General features: G+C 68.5%; 22 protein-coding genes. 5 read left to right on the forward strand and 17 right to left on the reverse strand.

Annotated features, from left to right (window positions below):
• Window positions 1–655: 655 nt before the first annotated feature.
• Both FHP25_RS26595 and FHP25_RS26600 read right to left on the reverse strand, forming a co-directional pair.
• Window positions 656–1,042 (reverse strand): type II toxin-antitoxin system VapC family toxin, encoded by a 387-nt coding sequence (locus FHP25_RS26595; RefSeq protein WP_147850009.1) that lies wholly within the window; start codon window positions 1,040–1,042, stop codon window positions 656–658.
• Window positions 1,039–1,287, reverse strand: coding sequence for a type II toxin-antitoxin system VapB family antitoxin (locus FHP25_RS26600; RefSeq protein ID WP_147850010.1), 249 nt, complete (start codon window positions 1,285–1,287; stop codon window positions 1,039–1,041). The genes FHP25_RS26595 and FHP25_RS26600 overlap by 4 nt, the downstream gene beginning before the upstream one ends.
• Window positions 1,288–1,554: 267 nt before the next feature.
• Between FHP25_RS26600 and FHP25_RS26605 the strand changes: the two genes are divergently transcribed.
• From FHP25_RS26605 to FHP25_RS26615, 3 genes are read left to right on the forward strand one after another with little or no spacing between them, the layout of a single operon-like run.
• Complete coding sequence (locus FHP25_RS26605; RefSeq protein ID WP_147850011.1) at window positions 1,555–2,391, forward strand: alpha/beta fold hydrolase; 837 nt, start codon at window positions 1,555–1,557, stop codon at window positions 2,389–2,391.
• A 60-nt stretch (window positions 2,392–2,451) separates the two neighbouring features.
• Window positions 2,452–2,913 carry a VOC family protein gene (locus FHP25_RS26610; RefSeq protein ID WP_147850012.1) on the forward strand — a complete coding sequence of 154 codons (462 nt, stop codon included), beginning with the start codon at window positions 2,452–2,454 and terminating at the stop codon, window positions 2,911–2,913.
• A 22-nt stretch (window positions 2,914–2,935) separates the two neighbouring features.
• Entirely contained in the window at window positions 2,936–3,337 is a 402-nt protein-coding gene (locus FHP25_RS26615) for a GNAT family N-acetyltransferase (protein WP_147850013.1), read from the forward strand.
• On the opposite strand, the gene FHP25_RS26620 is transcribed toward FHP25_RS26615, so the two are convergent.
• Window positions 3,329–3,844 (reverse strand): GNAT family N-acetyltransferase, encoded by a 516-nt coding sequence (locus tag FHP25_RS26620; protein WP_147850014.1) that lies wholly within the window; start codon window positions 3,842–3,844, stop codon window positions 3,329–3,331. The genes FHP25_RS26615 and FHP25_RS26620 overlap by 9 nt on opposite strands.
• A gap of 3 nt (window positions 3,845–3,847) precedes the next feature.
• The gene (locus FHP25_RS26625; RefSeq protein ID WP_218578618.1) at window positions 3,848–4,414 is read right to left on the reverse strand and encodes an AAA family ATPase; all 567 of its coding nucleotides are present in this window, start codon (window positions 4,412–4,414) and stop codon (window positions 3,848–3,850) included.
• A 66-nt stretch (window positions 4,415–4,480) separates the two neighbouring features.
• Here FHP25_RS26625 and FHP25_RS26630 point away from each other — a divergent pair, with 66 nt between their 5' ends.
• On the forward strand, window positions 4,481–4,891 hold the full coding sequence (locus FHP25_RS26630) for a RidA family protein (RefSeq protein ID WP_178133801.1): 411 nt from the start codon (window positions 4,481–4,483) through the stop codon (window positions 4,889–4,891).
• A 3-nt stretch (window positions 4,892–4,894) separates the two neighbouring features.
• On the opposite strand, the gene FHP25_RS26635 is transcribed toward FHP25_RS26630, so the two are convergent.
• The 12 genes from FHP25_RS26635 to dusB form a co-directional block, all read right to left on the reverse strand.
• Entirely contained in the window at window positions 4,895–5,251 is a 357-nt protein-coding gene (locus FHP25_RS26635) for a VOC family protein (protein WP_147850017.1), read from the reverse strand.
• A gap of 44 nt (window positions 5,252–5,295) precedes the next feature.
• On the reverse strand, window positions 5,296–6,144 hold the full coding sequence (locus tag FHP25_RS26640) for an inositol monophosphatase family protein (RefSeq protein ID WP_147850018.1): 849 nt from the start codon (window positions 6,142–6,144) through the stop codon (window positions 5,296–5,298).
• Window positions 6,144–6,431: a co-chaperone GroES gene (groES, locus tag FHP25_RS26645; protein WP_147850019.1), complete on the reverse strand. Its 288-nt coding sequence runs from the start codon at window positions 6,429–6,431 to the stop codon at window positions 6,144–6,146. Before groES ends, FHP25_RS26640 begins: the two co-directional genes overlap by 1 nt.
• 141 nt (window positions 6,432–6,572) lie before the next feature.
• On the reverse strand, window positions 6,573–7,970 hold the full coding sequence (gene hflX, locus FHP25_RS26650) for a GTPase HflX (RefSeq protein WP_231712484.1): 1,398 nt from the start codon (window positions 7,968–7,970) through the stop codon (window positions 6,573–6,575).
• Window positions 7,971–8,228: an RNA chaperone Hfq gene (gene hfq / locus FHP25_RS26655; protein WP_146542625.1), complete on the reverse strand. Its 258-nt coding sequence runs from the start codon at window positions 8,226–8,228 to the stop codon at window positions 7,971–7,973.
• 119 nt (window positions 8,229–8,347) lie between these two features.
• The gene (locus tag FHP25_RS26660) at window positions 8,348–8,995 is read right to left on the reverse strand and encodes an HAD family hydrolase (RefSeq protein WP_147850020.1); all 648 of its coding nucleotides are present in this window, start codon (window positions 8,993–8,995) and stop codon (window positions 8,348–8,350) included.
• Window positions 8,992–9,852 (reverse strand): D-amino-acid transaminase, encoded by an 861-nt coding sequence (locus FHP25_RS26665; RefSeq protein ID WP_147850021.1) that lies wholly within the window; start codon window positions 9,850–9,852, stop codon window positions 8,992–8,994. The genes FHP25_RS26660 and FHP25_RS26665 overlap by 4 nt, the downstream gene beginning before the upstream one ends.
• A gap of 158 nt (window positions 9,853–10,010) precedes the next feature.
• On the reverse strand, window positions 10,011–11,399 hold the full coding sequence (gene ntrX, locus FHP25_RS26670) for a nitrogen assimilation response regulator NtrX (protein ID WP_147850022.1): 1,389 nt from the start codon (window positions 11,397–11,399) through the stop codon (window positions 10,011–10,013).
• Window positions 11,400–11,437: 38 nt separating this feature from the next.
• A complete protein-coding gene (locus FHP25_RS26675; protein WP_147850023.1) occupies window positions 11,438–13,690 on the reverse strand; it encodes a sensor histidine kinase in 2,253 nt (750 codons plus the stop codon).
• A 111-nt stretch (window positions 13,691–13,801) separates the two neighbouring features.
• Window positions 13,802–15,262 carry a nitrogen regulation protein NR(I) gene (gene ntrC, locus FHP25_RS26680; RefSeq protein ID WP_147850024.1) on the reverse strand — a complete coding sequence of 487 codons (1,461 nt, stop codon included), beginning with the start codon at window positions 15,260–15,262 and terminating at the stop codon, window positions 13,802–13,804.
• Window positions 15,259–16,401, reverse strand: a complete 1,143-nt coding sequence (locus FHP25_RS26685; protein ID WP_147850025.1) for a two-component system sensor histidine kinase NtrB — start codon at window positions 16,399–16,401, stop codon at window positions 15,259–15,261. The genes ntrC and FHP25_RS26685 overlap by 4 nt, the downstream gene beginning before the upstream one ends.
• Window positions 16,401–17,408, reverse strand: coding sequence for a tRNA dihydrouridine synthase DusB (gene dusB / locus FHP25_RS26690; RefSeq protein WP_231712485.1), 1,008 nt, complete (start codon window positions 17,406–17,408; stop codon window positions 16,401–16,403). The genes FHP25_RS26685 and dusB overlap by 1 nt, the downstream gene beginning before the upstream one ends.
• Before the next feature lie 212 nt (window positions 17,409–17,620).
• Between dusB and FHP25_RS26695 the strand changes: the two genes are divergently transcribed.
• Window positions 17,621–18,802, forward strand: coding sequence for a bifunctional 2-C-methyl-D-erythritol 4-phosphate cytidylyltransferase/2-C-methyl-D-erythritol 2,4-cyclodiphosphate synthase (locus FHP25_RS26695; RefSeq protein ID WP_147850027.1), 1,182 nt, complete (start codon window positions 17,621–17,623; stop codon window positions 18,800–18,802).
• A 334-nt stretch (window positions 18,803–19,136) separates the two neighbouring features.
• On the opposite strand, the gene FHP25_RS26700 is transcribed toward FHP25_RS26695, so the two are convergent.
• Window positions 19,137–19,772: a glutathione S-transferase family protein gene (locus tag FHP25_RS26700; protein ID WP_147850028.1), complete on the reverse strand. Its 636-nt coding sequence runs from the start codon at window positions 19,770–19,772 to the stop codon at window positions 19,137–19,139.
• Window positions 19,773–19,779 lie beyond the last annotated feature (7 nt).

The raw sequence follows: 19,779 nt of genomic DNA on the forward strand, positions 1-19,779 counted from the left end.
AGAACCGGCCCCTGAACGAAACATGACGGGTCGCCTCAAAGAGAAAGCCCGCCACGGCGAACCGGGCGGGCCCAAGTTTGTCCGCGCTGTTCACCTGCTGACCTGGTCTGCGTGGCCAGCAGCCCTGGGAGCATTCGGCAAGCCCCGTCGGCGCGCAATGCGGGCGATCGGAGTAGTCCATTCAGATCGATCAGGGGAGGCCCGCCGGCCGAGCCTGGTGCGAGAAGCCCGGCAGCCGAAGCCGCCGGGCCCGTGGGTGAGATGTCGATCTAGCCGTACGGACTCGGCACTGGGCCGAACTCGTCCAGGGCCGCTTGGGGCACCAAAGCCACCGCGCCGGCGAACACCGGGACATGGTCCGGGCAACCGTAGCGGATCCCTGCCACGTAGATTGCGAGCGCCGGATGCGCACCGCACCTTCAGGGTCATCTGACGCCAAGACATCCCAGCGGCCATCGAAGCCGCGCCCGCGGCCGTCCAGCGACCAGATCTGATAGTGGTGCTCTTCCCCGCGCGGGGCGTTGTAGTGGACCAGTGTGATTTTCGGCGGGCATGGGCCTTTGCGGGTTGTTGGCTTCGGCTGCGTCATTTGCCTGCCGACGCTGTTGCGCGCCGTTGTCCGTCCAAGGGGGGACACAGAAATACTCCGCCAGCCCTAAGCCGCCTTTATGTCGGTCTGGCTAAAATCAGTGCCCTTGAACAAGAGCGGTTCGCCTGTGGCCTTCGCCAGCGCGTAGGAAAAGCAATCGCCAAAATTCAGGCCCGCCTTGTGGCGTCCCTTCCCGAAGTCAAGAAAGGCTTGGCGGGCAAGCTCGCCATGATCGACCGTCACCGGCTCGATCACGACGCCGGCGCGGCGAAAGAAGGCCTCGGTCTGGCGCATACCCTCCGGGCCGAGCTGACTTTCGATCACCATGGACAACTCGACGTAATTCACAACGCTGATACGGCACACCTCAGCATCGTGGATGAGTCGTACAAAATCGACCGCTTCGGCTTCACGGTAGAGAATTGCCACCAGCGCCGAGGTATCGAGGATCATTTCGGCAGGCCGTTCTCGTCATAGAGCAGCTGGGCATGATCGACGTAGGGGCGCTTCACATGAGCGGCAGCCCGATCGGCGATCGCCAGCAACTCCACGACACTGGCCCTTCCCTTCCTGCGCTCGATGCGGGCATATCGCTCCCGGAGCGCCTCCTTGACGACCCGGGTCATGCTCTCACCGGTAGCGCGAGAGATCGCCTGGGCGAGCTGATGAACTTCCGGATCCTTGATGTTAAGGCCCATCGCCGCCTCCTTATCTACAAAATATTACTTCTTCTACCATTCTACCCCATGAATGTCATGCAAGGGGCAAGCCCCGTATCGCGCGGAACCTGCATATGGAATGTTGCAACATGCCCAGGTGGCCGTAGCGTGGATATAGCTCTCATCGCTATCCTACCCCTCCGCCACTCAGGGGCTTCTGCTCGCCGTCGCCCGGTAGTCCAGCTGCTCGACGAAGGACACCTGCCCACATCGGACCTCACCCGCGCGACAGGAAGGACGGCAGGCATGAGCACGATCACCACCAAGGACGGCGTCGAGATCTTCTACAAGGATTGGGGGCCGCGGGACGGCCAGCCGCTCGTGTTCCATCACGGCTGGCCGCTGAGCGCCGACGACTGGGATGCGCAGCTGCTCTACTTCCTCGGCAAGGGCTATCGCGTCGTGGCGCATGACCGGCGCGGCCATGGCCGCTCGGCCCAGGTCAGCGACGGCCATGACATGGATCACTACGCTGCGGACATCGCTTCCGTGGTCGAGCATCTCGACCTGAGGAACGCCGTCCATATCGGGCATTCCACCGGCGGCGGCGAGGTGACGCGCTATGTCGCCCGCCACGGCCAGCCATCCGGCCGCGTCGCCAAGGCGGTGCTGATCGGCGCCGTGCCGCCGATCATGCTCAAGACGGCCGCCAATCCGGACGGCACGCCGATCGAGGTGTTCGACGGCTTCCGCCAGCAGCTCGCGGCCAACCGCGCCGGCTTCTACCTCGACATCGCGAGCGGCCCCTTCTACGGCTTCAACCGGCCGGGCGCGCATGTGTCTCAGGCGGTGGCCCAGAACTGGTGGCGCCAAGGCATGATGGGCGGTGCCAAGGCGCACTACGACGGCATCAAGGCCTTCTCGGAAACCGATTTCACCCAGGACCTCAAGGCGATCGAGGTGCCGACGCTCGTGATGCACGGCGATGACGATCAGATCGTGCCCATCGCCGACTCGGCGCTGCTCTCCGTGAAGCTGCTCAAGAAGGGCACGCTCAAGGTCTACGAGAAGCTGCCCCACGGGATGTGCACGACCCACGCCGATATCGTGAACCCGGACCTGCTCGCTTTCATCAAGGCCTGAAGGCCTGCCCTATCGCCTATCGTCGTCCCGTGCTGTAGATGAGCGGAAGGAGGACCGCCCATGCAGATCAACGGTGTTGCCCATACGTTCATCACCGCCGGCGATTTCACGGCTGCGCGCGCCTTCTACGCGCAGCTGCTGCCGTTCCTCGGCATGACCATCGTGGCCGACACGGCGAACACCTTCTACGGCGTCGGCGGGCGCACGGGCTTCGGAATCCATGCGCCTTCCCCGGACCATGCCGGCCAGCGCTTCCGGCAAGGCACGGTCGGCCTGCATCACCACTGCTTCCGGGCCCGCGAGCGTGCCGACATCGACGAGGCGCATGCCTTCCTGGTCAAGATCGGCGCGCGCATCGTCCATCCGCCGCGCGATGACGCCTTCGCGCCGGGCTACTACTCGGTTCTGTTCGAAGACCCGGACGGCACGCGGCTCGAGATCAACCATGTGCCCGGCCAAGGCCTGCTGGCGCCCGGCTCGCGGATCGGCGGCGGCTACGCCGACGGCACGCAAAACGGCTAGCCCACGGAAGACAAAAGCGGTCATGGCCGATCCGATCCTGCAGTGGCGCGGCGTGTTCGAGAACGACGAGCTCAATGCCCTGCACGCCGAGTGCTTCGAGCATCGGCTCCTGAACGATGACTGGTGGGGGCAGGTCAATCGCCACAGCCTCGGCTGGGTGTGCATGCGGTCCGCGGGCGGCCTCGTCGGCTTCGTGAACGTGGCCTGGGACGGCGGCGTGCACGCCTTCCTGCTCGACACCATGATCTCGTCGGCATGGCGTCGCCGCGGCTTGGCGACCCTGATCGTCGAGGAGGCGGTCCGTCATGTCAGGACGACCGGCTGCGAGTGGCTGCATGTCGATTTCGATCCGCATCTGCGCGCGTTCTACCTGGAGGCCTGCGGCTTCCGGCCGACCGACGCCGGCCTGATCGCGCTACGATGAGCCTTCCGGCCGGCGCAGAAACTTCACCATCAGCACCTCATCGACATAGCCATCCGGCGTCTTCAGCGCGCGCGGCTCGACGCCGTAGGCCGTGAAGCCGAAGCGTTCGTAGAGCGCCCTGGCCGCCGCGTTCTCCTGCACGACGCTCAGCGTGATCTGATCCAGCGTGGCCGCGGCGGCGGCAATGACGGCCTCGACCAGCAGGGCGCCGACGCCCTGTCCGCGCATCTCGGCACGCACATACATGCCCCACAGGAAGCCCTTGTGGCTCTCCTTCGGGCCGGGGCTTCGCGCAAGCCCGGCCATGCCCACGATTCCGGCCGCGGCGTACGCGCCGAAGACGACGGATCCCGTCAACCGCTCGGCGAAGGCGGCGACCGGCCGCGCCGCCTCCGCCACATAGGTCGAGCCGAAAGCCTGCGGCGCGCGCTGCAGGGCCTCGAGCCGGATGGCGCGATAGTCGGCGGCATCCGCCGCCATCAAACGGCGGATCGTTATCCCTGGCATGGCTCAAGCCTCCTCCACGCGCCCTGCGTCGCCGATGCCGGCGGCGTCGATGAGGAAGCGCACGCGATCGTCGACCGGCATGCGCGGCACGGTGATCAGCGTGTAGCCCAGGCCGGTGTAAGTCTCGACCATCGCGTCGTAGGTCCGTTCCGCCTCCCGCAGCGTCTGCTTGCGCTCGCTGTCCTGCGTGAAAATCTGCGGCCACGGCGGCATGATGAAGACACGCGGCTCGTAGCGGAACGTGGCGGCCGCCTTCTGCATGTGCGCCGGCACCGCCGCGCCGACCAGCCGCAGATAGCCGACCACGTCAGGCACGCCACGATCGAGGAACACCGGTCCGGCATGGCCTTGGGCGCTGCGGTAGGATCGCATCTCCCAGCACAGCATCATCTCGGCGAAGAGCACCGGGTCGCCCCACGGCAGCGCCCGGCCGCCGATCTCCATCTGGTCCTGGATGATGCTGCGTCCCGCTTCGACCATGCAGGCGAAGCCCGCCCGCTGCAGCGCCTCGATCAGCGTGGTCTTCCCCGATCCCGGGCCACCGGTCAAAACGAACAATCGCGTAGACATGGTGCTTACCTTTCCGACGCCGGACCTCATATGATCGCCGATCCACCCGGTCCGAGGAGAACGCGCATGAGTGATATCGCCTACACGCCCATCCTGCCCGAGGGCTGGCCGCGGCCGCGCGGCTTCACGCAGGCGGTCGCCGCCACGGCGACACGCACGATTCGCGTCTCGGGCCAGGTCGGCCAGAAGCCGGGCGCGTCCGTCGAGGCCGGCCTCGATATCGGCGGTCAATGGCAGCTGGCGCTGGCCAACGTGATCACCGTCGTGCGTTCTGCCGGCGGCGATATCCGCAACATCGTGCTGCTGCGCGCCTACGTCACCGACGTGGCCGAGTTCAGGGATGCCGGGCCCGCCATCGGCGCCGCCTGGCAGGCCACGCTCGGCCGCCATTTCCCGGCGATGACGCTGGTGGGCGTGACCGGCCTGATCGATCCCAATGCCAAGGTCGAGATCGAGGCCGAGGCCGTGCTGCCGTAGCCTCTATCTGTCCTTCGACCATATGGCGAGCTCATAGCCGTCGGGGTCGAGGAAGTGGAACCGACGGCCGCCGGGAAAGCTGAAGATCGGCTTGGAGATCCGGCCTCCCGCGGCCTCGACGCGACGCTGCATGTCGGCCAGATCGTCGGCGTAGAGAATCACCAGCGGACCTCCCGGCCTGGCCGGCGTGGCGGTGGTGAAGCCGCCGGTCAAGCGGCCGTCGGCGAACTCGCAATAGGTCGGCCCATAGTCGGTGAAGGTCCAGCCGAAGGCGCTACCGTAGAACGCCTTGCTGCGTTCCAGGTCGGCAACGCCCAGCTCGATGTAGTCGATGCGGCGGTCGTTCGGTGACGTCGCCATGAGACTCTCCTTCGCAGGTCGTGCCGTCGAACCGCCAGACAAGATCACCCTGGCCCGGCGCGCCCTCTCTCCAGCAGCGGCGCCGCGGCCTCGGTGAACAACGTGCGCAGCTCCTGCCAGCGGGCCGGATCGGAGGCCGTGAGGATGCCGGCGTTCAGCGGCTGGGCCGGGCCATAGGGTTGGCCGTCGTGGCGGTTGGCTACCCCGCCCGCTTCCTGGACCATCAACGCGCCGGCAGCATGGTCCCAGGGCTTGGTCCAGCGGTAGAACGAGAAGTGGCCGCGCCCGGCCAGGATGTCGACGTACTCCATGCCGGCACAGCCGAAGGTGGTGAGCCGCCGAAACCCGTCCACCACCGCCGGCCGGGTCCGGCGCAGAAGCTCGCGCTTGAACTTGGCGCCGACGAAACCGACGCTCTGCTTCAACGGCAACGTCGCGGGCAGCCGCTTCGGCTCGCCGTCGAGGCGCGCGCCACCGCCATGGACCGCGACCGCCAACCGATCCCGCACCGGCTCGAGGATCCAGCCGGCGATGGTCTCGCCTTGACGCACCAGCGCCACGATCATCGCGAAGCGATCGTTGCCGCGTGCGAAATTGGCCGTGCCGTCGAGCGGGTCCACGATCCAGGCCGCCTCGGCGCTGTCGATATGCGCCACCAGGCCGGGCTCGGCGGCAACCGCCTCCTCGCCAACCACCGGCACGCCGCGCAGTATCTTCGCCAGGCCCGAAGCCAGCCGCTGCTCGGACATCTCGTCAGCGACCGTCACGAAGTCGCCCGGCGTCTTCTCGCGGATATCGTGCTTGGCCAGATTACGCAAACGCGGCAGCAGCTCGGCCGCCGCGCACTCGCGCATCAGCTCGGCGACCCGGTCGAGGTCGCCATCACGCAGCATCAGGCGACGACACCCATGACATCGCTTTCCTTGAGGATCACGAAGTCCTTGCCGCCGATCTTCACCTCGGTGCCCGACCACTTGCCGTAGATCACCGTGTCGCCGACCTTGACGTCGAGCGGGACCAGGCGGCCGTCGTCCAGCCGCGCACCCTTGCCGGCGGCCACGACCTTGCCCTGCTGCGGCTTCTCCTGCGCGGTGTCCGGGATGATGATGCCGCCCTTGGACTTGGTCTCGGCGGTCGACGGTTCGATCAGAACACGGTCATGCAACGGCTGGAACTGCATCGATTTCTCCCTGACGCAAGGCGCGCCGGTTGTAGAAACCGACGGCAGCGGCGTCAAGTCGGGTTACCGGGAGCGCCGGCATCCTGCCGGCACCGGCGCGAAGCGCCGGATCATGAGCCGGCTGGAAGCCGGCGCTCCCAGCTACGCTCCCTGCCCCAGCCGGGCTGCCAGGCGCGCCTTGGCTTCGGTGTCCAGCGCCACTGTGAAATGCGCAACGTCGTCGGTGTCACGCCGGGCCCGTACCTCGCCGTGGCGGTAGAGCCAGGCGATCGTGGCGCCGTCGGACAACGGCACATCGACCTCCAGGGCGTGGTCCGCGGCCGACAGGCGCTCGCCGATGGCGGTGAGCAGCGCATCGACCCATTCACCGGTCACCGCCGAGATCGCGAAGGCGCGGCGGCGCTCGGCGCCGGTGGCCGCCACAGCCTCCAGGCGCCGGCGCGCCTCCGTATCGAGCAGGTCGATCTTGTTGAGCGCTTCGATGACATCGCCGTCGGCCATGCGCTCTTCCAGCCCGAGCTGGTGCAGCACCGCCTCGACGTCGTGCTTCTGCTGCTCGCTGTCGGGATGCGCCACGTCGCGCACATGCACGATCAGGTCGGCCTCGCGCACCTCCTCGAGCGTGGCGCGGAATGCCGCCACCAGCGTCGTGGGCAGGTCGGCGATGAAGCCGACCGTATCCGACAGGATGGCGCGTTGGCCGTTGGGCAGGCGCACCGCGCGCATCGTAGGATCGAGCGTCGCGAACAGCAGGTTCTCGGCGAACACGCCGGCGCCGGCGATACGATTGAACAGCGTCGACTTGCCGGCATTGGTGTAGCCGACGAAAGCCACGGTGGGGATGGCGCCGCGCTTGCGGCCGGCCCGATGCAGCGCGCGCGTGCGGCGCACCTGCCCGAGCTCCTGCTTGATCTTCAGGATGCGACCGCCGATCAGGCGGCGGTCGATCTCGAGCTGTGATTCGCCGGGGCCGCCGAGGAAGCCGAAGCCGCCGCGCTGGCGCTCGAGGTGGGTCCAGGATCGCACCAGGCGGCTGCGCTGGTAGTCGAGCGCCGCAAGCTCGACCTGCAGCACGCCTTCATGCGTGCGCGCACGTTCGCCGAAGATCTCGAGGATGAGGCCGGTGCGGTCGATGACCTTGCAGGCCCAGGCGCGCTCCAGGTTGCGCTGCTGCACCGGCGTCAGGCGGGCGTCGACGACCGCGACGGCAACGTCCGCCTCGGCGATCGCCTGCTTCAGGCGCTCGACGGCACCCGACCCAAGAAGCGTCGCGGGTGTCGGGCGCCGCACCACCAGGCTTTCCTGCAGGCGCACGTCGAGCGCGATCGCCTCGGCAAGGCCGACGGCCTCTGCCAGCCGGGCTGCAGCGTCGCGCTCGGCGACGCCGTTGCCGCGGGCCTCGGCCAGGATCGGACAGACGATCGCAGCAGCAGTCGGCTGCTCCGGCCCCTGCTCGTTGGGCGCACGCCGCCGACGGAGACCGTCGTCGTCTCCGTTGACGGGTGCGCTGGGGGACTCGCTATGGTCGCGCGCGACCAATCAGGCCTCGACTGCTGCCGCCTGCTGCTTGTCGCCTTCGAACAACGAGATCGGTGTGACCGGCATGATGGTCGAGATCGCGTGTTTGTAGACCAGCTGGGAGTGGCCGTCGCGCCGCAGCAAGACCGAGAAATTGTCGAACCAGGTAATGATCCCCTGCAGCTTGACGCCGTTGACCAGGAAGATCGTGACCGGGGTTTTGGTTTTCCGAAGGTGGTTCAGGAAGACATCCTGAACGTTTTGGGCTTTTTCGCTCATGTTTTGGGCCCTTTGCCTTTTCTGTTTGTTTGCGGCCACCCGACTGGGGTGGCCGCGCCGGGCATGGTGAGAGGTCCACCGCCATGCCGCACTGCACAATCATATAGGGTCGACGTGCCCTATATCAATGCCAGCAGAGCATGGCAGTTGCGCACATGAAGTCTCGGGGGATATGTCACAAATTCGTGCGCTGTCGGCGTGTCGTCACGGATCAGCACGGGCACGCAACCCGCGTTGTGGGCGCATTCGAGGTCGATGGCCGTGTCGCCCACGAACCAGACATGCTCGCCCGCAGCCAGGGCGGCGGGCTGCAGCGCCATCATCACCGGATCGGGCGCGGGCTTGTCGTACGGCGCGTCGGTGGCGCCGACGATCCTGCCGAAGAAGCGATCCCAGCCCAGGTGTGTCGCTTCCTTGCGCAACGCCGAACCTGTCTTGTTGCTGACGACCGCCAGGTACAGTCCACGCGACGACAAGGCATCCAGCATGGCCTCGGCCCCGTCCTTGGACCGCAGCCGCTCGAGATGCACGGCGTCGAAGGTACGGAAGAAGACCGTGCGGGCCTCCTCCCAGCGATCGCCGAACAGGGTCGGGAAGGTATCGCGCAGCGACTTGTGGGCGCGCTCGCGCGTCTGGGCCTCGGTCCAGGACGGCATGCCGAAATGGCCGAGCGTCACGTTGTAGCAGGTCGTGATCACCCCCCAGGTGTCGACCAGCGTGTTGTCCCAATCGAAGATCAGCGCGCGCGGCGCGGCGAGGCCGGTCAAACGAACGGCTCCGCGACGGATACGGCGCGCAGATACTCGGCGCGCAGCCGGCGCGCGACGTCGCCGGGCCTGCCATCGCCGACCGGCTTGCCGTCGATGCGCACGATCGGGGTCACGAACGAGGTCGCGCTGGTCATGAACGCCTCGCGCGCCGCCAGCGCTTCGGCGACCGAGAACGGCCGCTCGACCACGGCCAGCTGCAGATCGGCAGCCACCTTCTTCACGGTCTGGCGCGTGATGCCGGCCAGGATCTCGTGGCCGATCGGCCGTGTCACCAGCTCGCCGGCGGATGTGACGATCCAGGCATTGCTGGACGTGCCTTCGGTCACCAGGCCGTCGTTATCCACCTGCCAGGCCTCGTAGGCGCCCTGCTCGCGCGCCTTCTGCTTGCCCAGCGCGCCGCCCAGCAGGCCCGTGGTCTTGATGTCGACCCGCTTCCAGCGGATGTCCGGCACGGTGATGACCGCGACACCGGGACCAGGATCGGCCGACACCGGCGGCGTGGCGCGCGCTGTCACCACCAGGCTGGGTCGCACACGCTTGGGGAAGCCAAAATCGCGCCGTGCCACGCCGCGGGAGACCTGGAAATAGACCAGCCCGTTGCGCACGCGGTTGCGCCGCACGGTCTCGCGCAGCACCAGCTTCAACGCGCCGCGCGCGATCGGCCAGGCGATGCGCAGCTCCTTCAGCGAACGGTCGAGGCGGTCGAGATGAGGCTCCTCGTCGAGGAAGCGGCCATTGACGACGCCGATCACCTCGTAGACGGCGTCGGCGAACTGATAGCCGCGATCCTCGACATGCACCCGCGCCTCACGATGCGGCACATAGCGTCCGTTGACATACGCGACCCGCGACATGATCTCCCCTCGTTATTCATCCTCCCCAGCGAAGCTGGGGAGGTGCCCCGAAGGGGCGGAGGGGAGCTGACGTGGTTCCAGCTTGCAAGACCACGTCGGCTTCCCATCCGGCCTTCGGCCACCTTCCCCACTGACGTGGGGAAGGGATGAACCCGTGTTCACGTCCTGTCGTCGCTGCCGACTCCCAGCGACTTCAGCTTGCGGTGCAATGCCGAGCGCTCCATGCCGACGAACGACGCGGTGCGCGAGATGTTGCCGCCGAAACGCGTCACCTGGGCCATCAGGTATTCGCGCTCGAACACCTCGCGGGCCTCGCGCAGCGGCAGCTGCATGACCTCGCCGCCCTTCTCCCAGCGCAGCACCGAGGGCGATATGTCGCCGAAGTCGGCCGGCAGCTGCTCGGCACGCAGCGGCGCGCCGCCGTTCTGCGGCGCCACGATCAGCAGGTGCTCGATGACGTTGCGCAGCTGACGCACGTTGCCGGGCCAGTCGTAGCTTTGCAGCGCCGCGATGGCGTCCTCGCCGATGGCGTGCGGCGCCAGGCCCGCAGCCTCCGCGACGCGGGCCATCAGATGCCGCGCCAGCGCCGGGATGTCCTCGCGGCGCTCGGCCAGGGGCGGCACGTTGATCGGCACCACGTTGAGGCGGTGATAGAGGTCCTCATGGAAGCGGCCGGCGGCGATCTCCGCCTGCAGGTCGCGCGACGTCGAGGCCATGACGCGCACGTCGACCTCGACCTTGGTCTTGCCGCCGTCGCGGAAGAAGGCCTGCTCCAGCAGCACGCGCACCACCTTGGCCTGGGTGGCGACCGGCAGGTCGCCCACCTCCTCCAGCAGCAGGGTGCCGCCATGCGCCTGCTCGAAGGCGCCGAACACGCGCAGCCCGTCGACGCCATCGCCGGACTCGATGCCGAACAGCTCCAGCTCCAGCCGGTCCTCCGAGTGGGCGGCGCAGTTGACGCTCACGAACGGCCCCTTGGCGCGCTTGGAGCCACGGTGCATGAGCCGCGCCACCAGCTCCTTGCCCGCGCCGGCCGGGCCGGAGATCAGCACCCGGCCGCCGGTCGGCGCGAAACGCTCGATGGCCGTGTTGAGCTGGGCGATCGTAGGCGATTCGCCCACCAGGATCTCCTCGCCACCGGCGCGGCGCAGCAGCAGGGCGTTCTCGCGCCGCAGGTCCGCCGCCTCGATGGCGCGCTGCACCACCAGCAGCAGGCGGTCGGCCTTGAACGGCTTCTCGATGAAATCCCAGGCGCCGGCCTTGATGGCGGCGACGGCGGTGTCGATGGTGCCGTGGCCGCTGATCATGACCACGGGCACGTGCGGATCGTCGCGACGGATGACCTTCAGCACCTCGACGCCGTCCAGCTCGCTGCCCTGCAGCCAGACATCGAGGATGACCAGCGACGGACGGCGCTGCGAGACGGCAGACAACGCCTCGGCGCTGCTGTGGGCACGGCGGGCCGCATAGCCCTCGTCCTCCAGGATGCCTGCGATCAGCGTGCAGATGTCGCGTTCATCGTCGACGATCAGGATGTCGTGCGCCATGGCCCATCTTGTTGGTCCTCGGGATCGCTCCGTCGGACTCAGTCTCCAGCCGCTGGTGAAACCGCGGCCGCAACGTCGCGCGTGCCGGGTGCGGCCTTCCTCTCCGGCCGCTGGAATACCAGAGAGATGCGGGCACCGCCACCCTCGCGATCCTCCAGGATCAGCAGGCCGCCATGCTCTTCCATGATCTTCTTGACGATCGCCAGGCCAAGCCCGGTGCCCTTGGTGCGCGTGGTGACGTAAGGCTCGGTGAGCCGGGCGCGCTCGTTCCTGGGCAGCCCGCGGCCGTTGTCCTCGATGACAATTCGCACCGAGCGGGCATCCTCGCGCAGCGCCAGCGCGATCTGGCCGGGCGGCAGCTTGCCGCCGTCCTTCGGCGGGTCGCGGCCCTCGATCGCCTCGCCGGCATTCTTCAGGAGGTTGGTCAGCGCCTGGCCGATCTGGCGGCGGTCGACGCGCCACGACAGCGACGCTTCCGGCAGCGACGCCTCGAAGAGCATCTGCGGCTGCGCGTTGCGCTGCAGGAACAGCGCCTGCTGGCAGATCTCCTTCAGGTCCTCCTCGGCCAGGATGGCGCGCGGCATGCGCGCGAACGAGGAGAACTCGTCGACCATGCGCCCGATGTCGCCAACCTGCCGGATGATGGTGTCGGTGCAGGTGGTGAAGGTCTCGGGATCCTCGGCGATCTGGCGCAGGTAGCGCCGCTTCAGGCGCTCGGCCGAGAGCTGGATCGGCGTCAGCGGATTCTTGATCTCGTGCGCGATGCGGCGCGCCACGTCGGCCCAGGCCGCCATGCGCTGCGCCGACATCAGGTCGCTGACATCGTCGAAGGTGACGACGAAGCCGCGCGATTCGCTACCCGACTGCTCGGCCGCGATGCGCACGTGCAGGGACCGCATCTGGCCGGCGCGCAGGATCTCGACCTGGGCCTGCAGCAGGCGATCCGGCCGTGCGCGCACCTGCTCCAGCATGCTGTCCAGCTCGGGCAGGATATCGGCGGCGGCATGCCCTTCGATGTCCTCGGCCACCTTGCCCAGCAGCTCCACGGCCGAGCGGTTGGCGCGCTCGACACGGTTGTTCATGTCGACGCTCAGCACGCCGGCCGACACGCCGGCCAGGATGGCCTCGGTAAGCTGCCGGCGCTCGTCGAGCTGCCGGTTGGTGTCGATCAGCTCACGGCGCTGCTCGTCGATCTGCGCCGCCATGCGGTTGAAGGCCCGCACCAGGCGGCCGAGCTCGTCGTCGGTGGGCGTCTCGGTCACGCGCGCCGACAGGTTGCCGCGGCGCACGCTCTCCGCCGCCGACATCAGCGAGGCGATCGGCCCGGTCAGCCGCGACGCGAAGGTGACCGCCATCCATACGGCGGACAACAGCATCAGCAGCGCGATCAACGCGTAGATCCCGAAGATCTTGAACTGGTTGCGGTCGAAGTTCGTATCCAGCTCGTTGGTGTAGAACGTGCGGGCAAGCTCGATGCGATCGCTGTGCTGCCACAGCACCGGGTCTACCGCCGGGACGGTGACCAGGAACAGGTTTCCGTCCGTGAAAAGCTGCAGGATGATGTAGACGCCGGTCGGCGCGATCGCGAACACCGGCCGGGCTTCGGCTGCGGCCTTCGCGAAGGTCTCGGGCGGCGGGATCATCCCGGCCGCCGGACCGCGTCCATACGCGACCGACGACGCCACGATCTTGCGGTCGGAATCTATGATCGACACCTCGAGCAGGTTCCGCCCCTGCGCGGCCTGCCCAAGGAGCGCCTTTGCCTTCTCGCCGTCCGCCAGGGTGTCGATCCCTTCCGCTTGCAGCGCTTTGGAAATTTCATCGACATCGCTCAGCACACCCGTGCGCATGGCGTCGACCATGGCGTGGGCGCTCTCCAGGCCCTGGCTCAGCGGCGCGCTGACGAACTCGCGCAGGCTGACGGAAAGCCAGTAGCCCGAGACCATGGCGACGACGAACGTTGGCGCCACCGCGAACAGGCCGAACAGCAGGACGAGCCGCAGATGCAGGCGGGCGCCGGCGACCCCACGGCGGCGCTCGACGAAGGACCGCGTGAGCCGGCCGACCACCACGCTCGCCAGCGCGAGCAGGATCGCCAGATCGATCGCCAGCATCACCCGGGTTGCGTGGCGCGACGAGAAGCGCGACGGCAGCAAACCCGTGATGGCGGCGTAGGTCAGGGCGCCCGCGACGATGGCGAGGATCGCCAGTCCATAGGCCGTGGCGCGGCTGGACAGGAAGCGGCCGAACCAGCGATAGAGCCGTAGCGAGAGCGAGGGGCCGGAACTCATTGCATAGCTATGCGTTGTCGGCACCGGGGGTGGACGCCGAGGCCGCCAGCTTAGCCCGGAACAACAACCGCCTGCTACCGCCAGTCGCCCACAGCCGGGATCCGGGCGCCGTCAGCGCAGGCCCCGCACGACCTGCACATCCAGGTCACGAATCTTCTTGCGCAGCGTGTTGCGGTTGAGGCCCAGAAGCTGCGCCGCCTTCACCTGGTTGCCGCGCGTGGCGGCCAGGGTCAGCGACAGCAGCGGCCGCTCGACCTCGGCCAGGATCCGGTCATAGAGCCCGGGCGGCGGCAGCGTGCCCTTGAAGGTGCCGAAATAGTCGCGCAGGTGGCGCTCGACCGCGTCAGCCATGTTCTCCCCTGCCACCACCGCTGGCGCCACGGCGGCAGCGTCGCTGGGCGGCATGTCGGCCAGCTCGGCCGAGATCACCTCGGCGGTGATCACCTCCTGGGCGTAGAGCGCCGCCAGGCGCCGCACCAGGTTCTCCAGCTCGCGCACATTGCCCGGCCAGCGATAGTCCTTCAGGCGAGCGATGGCGCCGGGGTCGAGCACCTTGTCGGGCAGCCCGTCGGCCGCCGCCTTGGCCAGGAAATGGTTGACCAGCTCCGGGATGTCGTCGAGCCGCTCGCGCAAGGGCGGCAGGCGGATCGGCACGACGTTGAGGCGGTAGAACAGATCCTCGCGGAACAGGCCCTGGCTGATGGCGCGGCGCAGATCCTGGTGCGTCGCCGCCACGATGCGCACATTGGCCCGGATCGGCGTGCGGCCGCCGACAGTGGTGTACTCGCCCTCCTGCAGCACGCGCAGCAGCCGGGTCTGCGCCTCCAGCGGCATGTCGCCGATCTCGTCGAGGAACAGCGTGCCGCCGGCCGCCAGCTCGAACTTGCCGGGCGAGCGCTGCGTGGCGCCGGTGAAGGCGCCGCGCTCGTGGCCGAACAGCTCGCTCTCGATCAGCTCGCGCGGGATCGCCGCCATGTTGACGGCGATGAACGGCCCATTGCGGCGCTTGCCGTAGTCGTGCAGCGCGCGCGCCACCAGCTCCTTGCCGGTGCCGGACTCGCCGTTGATCATCACCGACAGGTCGGTCGCCATCAGGCGCGCCAGCGTGCGGTAGATGTCCTGCATCGACGGCGAGCGGCCGATCAGCGGCAGCCGCTCCTCGCCGTTCACCGCCTCGGCGGCGCTGCGCGGCCGCTCGGACTGCACCGCCAGCGCGCGGTTGACGACCGCCACCAGCTCCTTGAGGTCGAACGGCTTGGGCAGGTACTCGAACGCGCCCCGCTCCGTCGCCTTCACCGCCGTCAGCAGCGTGGTCTGCGCGCTCATCACGATGATGCGCATCTCCGGCCGCAGCTTCTTGATGCGCGGCACGAGGTCGAGCCCGTTCTCGTCGGGCATCACGACATCGGTGATGATCAGGTCGCCGTCACCGTCCTTGACCCACTCCCACAGCGTGGTGGCGGTGCCGGTGGTGCGCACGTCGTGGCCGAGGCGGCCCAGCGCCTGCTGCAAGACGGTGCGGATCGCGCGATCGTCATCGGCGACGAGGATGGTGGCGGGCGAACGGCTCATGACGAGGGGCTCCGGGACCGTGCCGCGACGTCCGCTGTCCGCGGCCGCATGGGCAGCATGACATTGAAGACGGTACGCCTTGGCTCGCTTTGGAACTCGACTACCCCTCCGTGGTCATTGACGATTTTGGCGACCAGCGCGAGTCCGAGACCGGTGCCGTTGACCTTGTTTGTGACGAACGCGTCGAACAGGTTCTCGCGCAGCTCCTCGGAGATGCCCGGGCCGTTGTCCTGCACCGAGACGACCAGCGGCAGGTGGACGCGGGTGCGGGTGCCCGGCACGGCCAGCCGCACGCCCTGGCGATAGGCGGTCGACAGGATCACCTCCGCGCCCTCGCCCGAAGCCGCCTCGCAGGCGTTCTTGGCCAGGTTCAGGAACACCTGGATGAGCTGGTCGCGATTGCCCCACACATCGGGCAGCGACGGATCGTAGACCTCGACGAACCGCACGCCGCGGCCGAAGCCGTGCTCGGCCACCTTGCGCACATGGCCCAGCACCTGATGGATGTTGATCGCGGCACGCTCGACGGGCCGGCCGTCGGCGAACGCCTCCATGCGGTCGACCAGCGCCACGATGCGGTCGGTCTCCTCGCAGATGAGCTGCGTCAGCTCACGCTCGGCATCGCCGACATTCTGCTCCAGCAGCTGGGCGGCGCCGCGGATGCCGGACAGCGGGTTCTTCACCTCGTGCGCCAGCATCGAGCCCATGGCGCCGACCGAGCGCGCCGCGCCGCGATGCAGCATCTGGTTGTCGATCTTGCGCGCGATCGACTGCTCCAGCACTGAGATCGCCACGGCCCCGCCGCCGCCGTCGTGCAGCGGCGCCATGAGCAGCGCCACGAACCGGTTGCCCAGCCGCGGCGAGGACAGCGTCACGCCGTTCTCGGACACCGCCGCGCCCGACTTCATCACCTGGTCGAGCAGCGAGAAGAGCGGTGAATCGGTGGGCAGGAAATCGGCCAGCGAGCGGCCCAGCAGCATGGCGGCGCTGAGCCCAAAGAACTGCTCGGCGGCGGTGTTGGCATGCGCGATGCGCGCATGCCGGTCGACCACGATGACGGCCTCGACAAGCGCGTCGAGGATGGCGGCGGCCGATGGCGCGCCCTGCCGATCGTCACAGCGGACGGCCGCATTCACCATCAAGCGGCCTCCCTCACCGGCTCCAGCTCGGCGACGACCGCGCGCGTCACGCCACGCGCGATCAGGGGCTCGTAGAAGTCCGCCAGCAGCGCGCGCACGCCGGCGGCATCGCCGGTCCGGTTGATGGCGGACCGGAACTCGGCCGACCCCGGCAACCCCTTCGAATACCAGCCGATATGCTTGCGGGCCATGCGCACGCCGGTCTGCTCGCCATAGTGCGACAGCATCGCCTCGACATGGCGCAGCAGGATCGCGTGCTGCTCATGAAGCGGCGGCTCGGGCACGCGCTCGCCGGTGCGCAGGAAATGGATGGCCTGGTTGAGGAACCACGGCCGGCCATAGGCGCCGCGTCCGATCATGACGCCGTCGGCGCCCGACTGCGCCAGCGCCGTCGCCGCGTCGTCGAGCGTGACGATGTCGCCGTTGACGATGACCGGCAGCGTCGTCGCCGCCTTGACCTGGCGCACGAACGCCCAGTCGGCCTGGCCCTCGTAGAACTGGCAGCGGGTGCGGCCATGCACCGTGATCATGCGGATGCCGCACTGCTCGGCGATGCGCGCCAGGTTCGGCGCGTTCTGGCTGCGCTCGTCCCAGCCCTTGCGCATCTTCAGGGTCACCGGCAGCTTCACCGCCTTGACGGTGGCCTCCAGGATGCGCGCGGCATGCGCCTCGTCGCGCATCAGCGACGAGCCGGCATGGCCGTTGACCACCTTCTTCACGGGGCAGCCGAAATTGATGTCGATGATGTCGGCGCCGCGGTCCTCGTTGAGCTTCGCGGCCTCGGCCATCACCTGCGGCTCGCAGCCCGCGAGCTGCACCGACATGGTGCCCTCCTCGGCGCTGCGCGACGCCATCAGCAGCGTCTTGCGGTTCTCGCGGATCATCGCCTGGCTGGCGATCATCTCCGACACGACCAGGCCAGCCCCCGCACGCTTCACCAGCGCACGGAACGGCAGGTCGGTGACACCGGACATCGGTGCCAGGATGACGGGATCGTCGATCCGCACCGGACCGACCTGGATGGGGCCGATCCGAGGGGCTGCGACGTCAGGGGACGAGCACGATGGGGGCATCGAAAGGGGTGCTGCGGCTTTGGTCATTGTGATCAAATTTTGTGCATATGTTATTTTGCACAAAATTTGTGCGCTCTTTCTACTCTCACTGATCCGCAGACGCAACACCGTCGACATCGCTTCCGCCCGGTAGTATTCCCGCCGGAATGCCGCGCACCGTTGCCCTGATCGTCGCCGCTGGCCGTGGCCACCGGCTCGGCGGCCCCCTGCCCAAGCAATATCAGGCGATCGGCGCCCGATCAGTCCTGCGTCAGACGCTAGAGCAATTCTCGGGCCATCCCGCTGTGGAAGCCGTCCAGGTCGTGATCGCCGCGGGCGACCGCGTGCTCTACGACGCCCAGACGGCAGGGCTGGTGCTGCGCCCCGCCTGCATTGGCGGCCCGACGCGCCAGCGTTCGGTGCTGAACGGGCTGGAGGCGCTCACCGACGAGCCGCCGCAGATCGTCACCATCCATGACGCGGCACGCCCGCTGGTGTCGGCCGACGTCATCAGCCGCACGATCGAGGCGGTCGCCGCCAGCGGCATCGCCGGCGCGGTGGCCGGGGTGCCGGTCGCCGACACGCTGAAGCGGGTCGAAGGTGGCCGAGTCGCCGCCACGGTCGACCGGCAGGGCCTGTGGCGGGCGCAGACGCCGCAATCCTTCCGCTTCGCGCCCCTGCTGGCGGCCCACCGCGCCGTGGCGGCGCTGGGCGACAGCGACGACACGGCGCTGACCGATGACGTGGCGGTGGCGGAGCGTGCCGGACTGGAAATCGCAATGGTCGAAGGCGAAGAGCGCAACTTCAAGATCACCACCGAGGACGACCTCGCCCGGGCCCGGCGCGAGCTGGCGCTGCGCCGCGAGACCCGCATGGGCACCGGCTTCGACGTCCACGCCTTCGGCCCCGGCACGGCGGTCACCCTGTGCGGCGTCGAGATCCCGTACACGCAGGGCCTGGTCGGCCACTCGGACGCCGACGTGGCGCTGCACGCCCTGACCGACGCGCTGCTGGGCGCCGTCGCGGCCGGCGATATCGGGCAGTACTTCCCGCCCTCCGACCCGCAATGGCGCAACGCGGCCTCGGAGCGCTTCCTGCGCCACGCCGCCGAGGTGGTCGAGCGCTCCGGCGGGCGCATCGTCAACGTCGATGTCACGCTGATCTGCGAGGCGCCCCGCGTCGGCCCCCATCGCGACCGCATGCGGGCGCGGGTCGCGGAGATCCTGGGGATCGCCGCCGGCCGGGTCGGCATCAAGGCCACCACCACCGAGAAGCTCGGCTTCACCGGCCGCGGCGAAGGCATCGCCGTGCAGGCCGCCGCCACGGTCGAGGTCCCGGTCGAGGACTGACGGCGTCGCGCGTTCGAGAAACGCGTGACGAAAACGACAACAACGACAGAAAGTCGGCTGCGCCACCCCCGCCTCCGCCGATGCCACCACGCGAGGCGCCCTATATGGCGCCGCCGCGGCCGCGGACAACGGAACGAAATCAGGCGTCGCCGATTTTTTTCGGCCAGAAGCTGCTACGGCGTGGAACATCTTCCCTCCCCAACGAAGTTGGGGAGGTGCCCCGAAGGGGCGGAGGGGAGCCGACGTGGTCTCTCAATCGAAACACCACGTGCGCTCCCCCTCCGGCCTTCGGCCACCTCCCCCAGCGCAAGCGCCAGGGGAGGAAGAAATGCCGTCACACCCCGCTGGGCATCACCTCGTCGGCAGCGGGCCGTGTCTTCTGGAGCTCGGCCTCGCTTTCGCAGCGATCGGAGAAGCGCTCCAGGGCGGGATAGCGGCCGGTGGGAAAGGCGTCGGGCACGCGCAGCTTCAGATAGCCGAGCATGGCGCCGACCATGATGTCGGGCTGCATCAGGCGCGATCCCAGCAGCCACGGCGCCGGCTCGAGCGTCTCCAGCACGCCCAGCGCGCTCGCCAGCTGCTCGGCGCAGCGGTCGAGCCAGGGCTGGTGGATCTTGTCGGCCGGCCGCAGCAGGCGCTCGTAGGCGATGGCGCCGGCCTTGTCGACGGCACCGGCGCCCAGCGCGCTGATGCGCAGCGCCTGGCGCCGGGCGGCGCCGGCAGACGGCAACAGCGCACGGTCCGGGCCGACGACCTGATCGATGTGATCCAGGATCGCCGCCGAATCGATCAGCACCTCGCCGTCATCGAGCACCAGCGACGGAATGCGCCCCAGCGGATTCACCCGGCGCATCGCCGCGGCATCGGCGAAGACGCTGCGCGTGTCACGCTCGAACGGCAGGTCCAGCTTGTGCAGGGAGATGGCGACGCGGCGTACGAACGGCGAGTCGTACTGGCCGACCAGGATCATGCAGTCC

It is taken from the genome of Vineibacter terrae, from assembly GCF_008039615.1.
Lineage (GTDB): Bacteria > Pseudomonadota > Alphaproteobacteria > Reyranellales > Reyranellaceae > Vineibacter > Vineibacter terrae.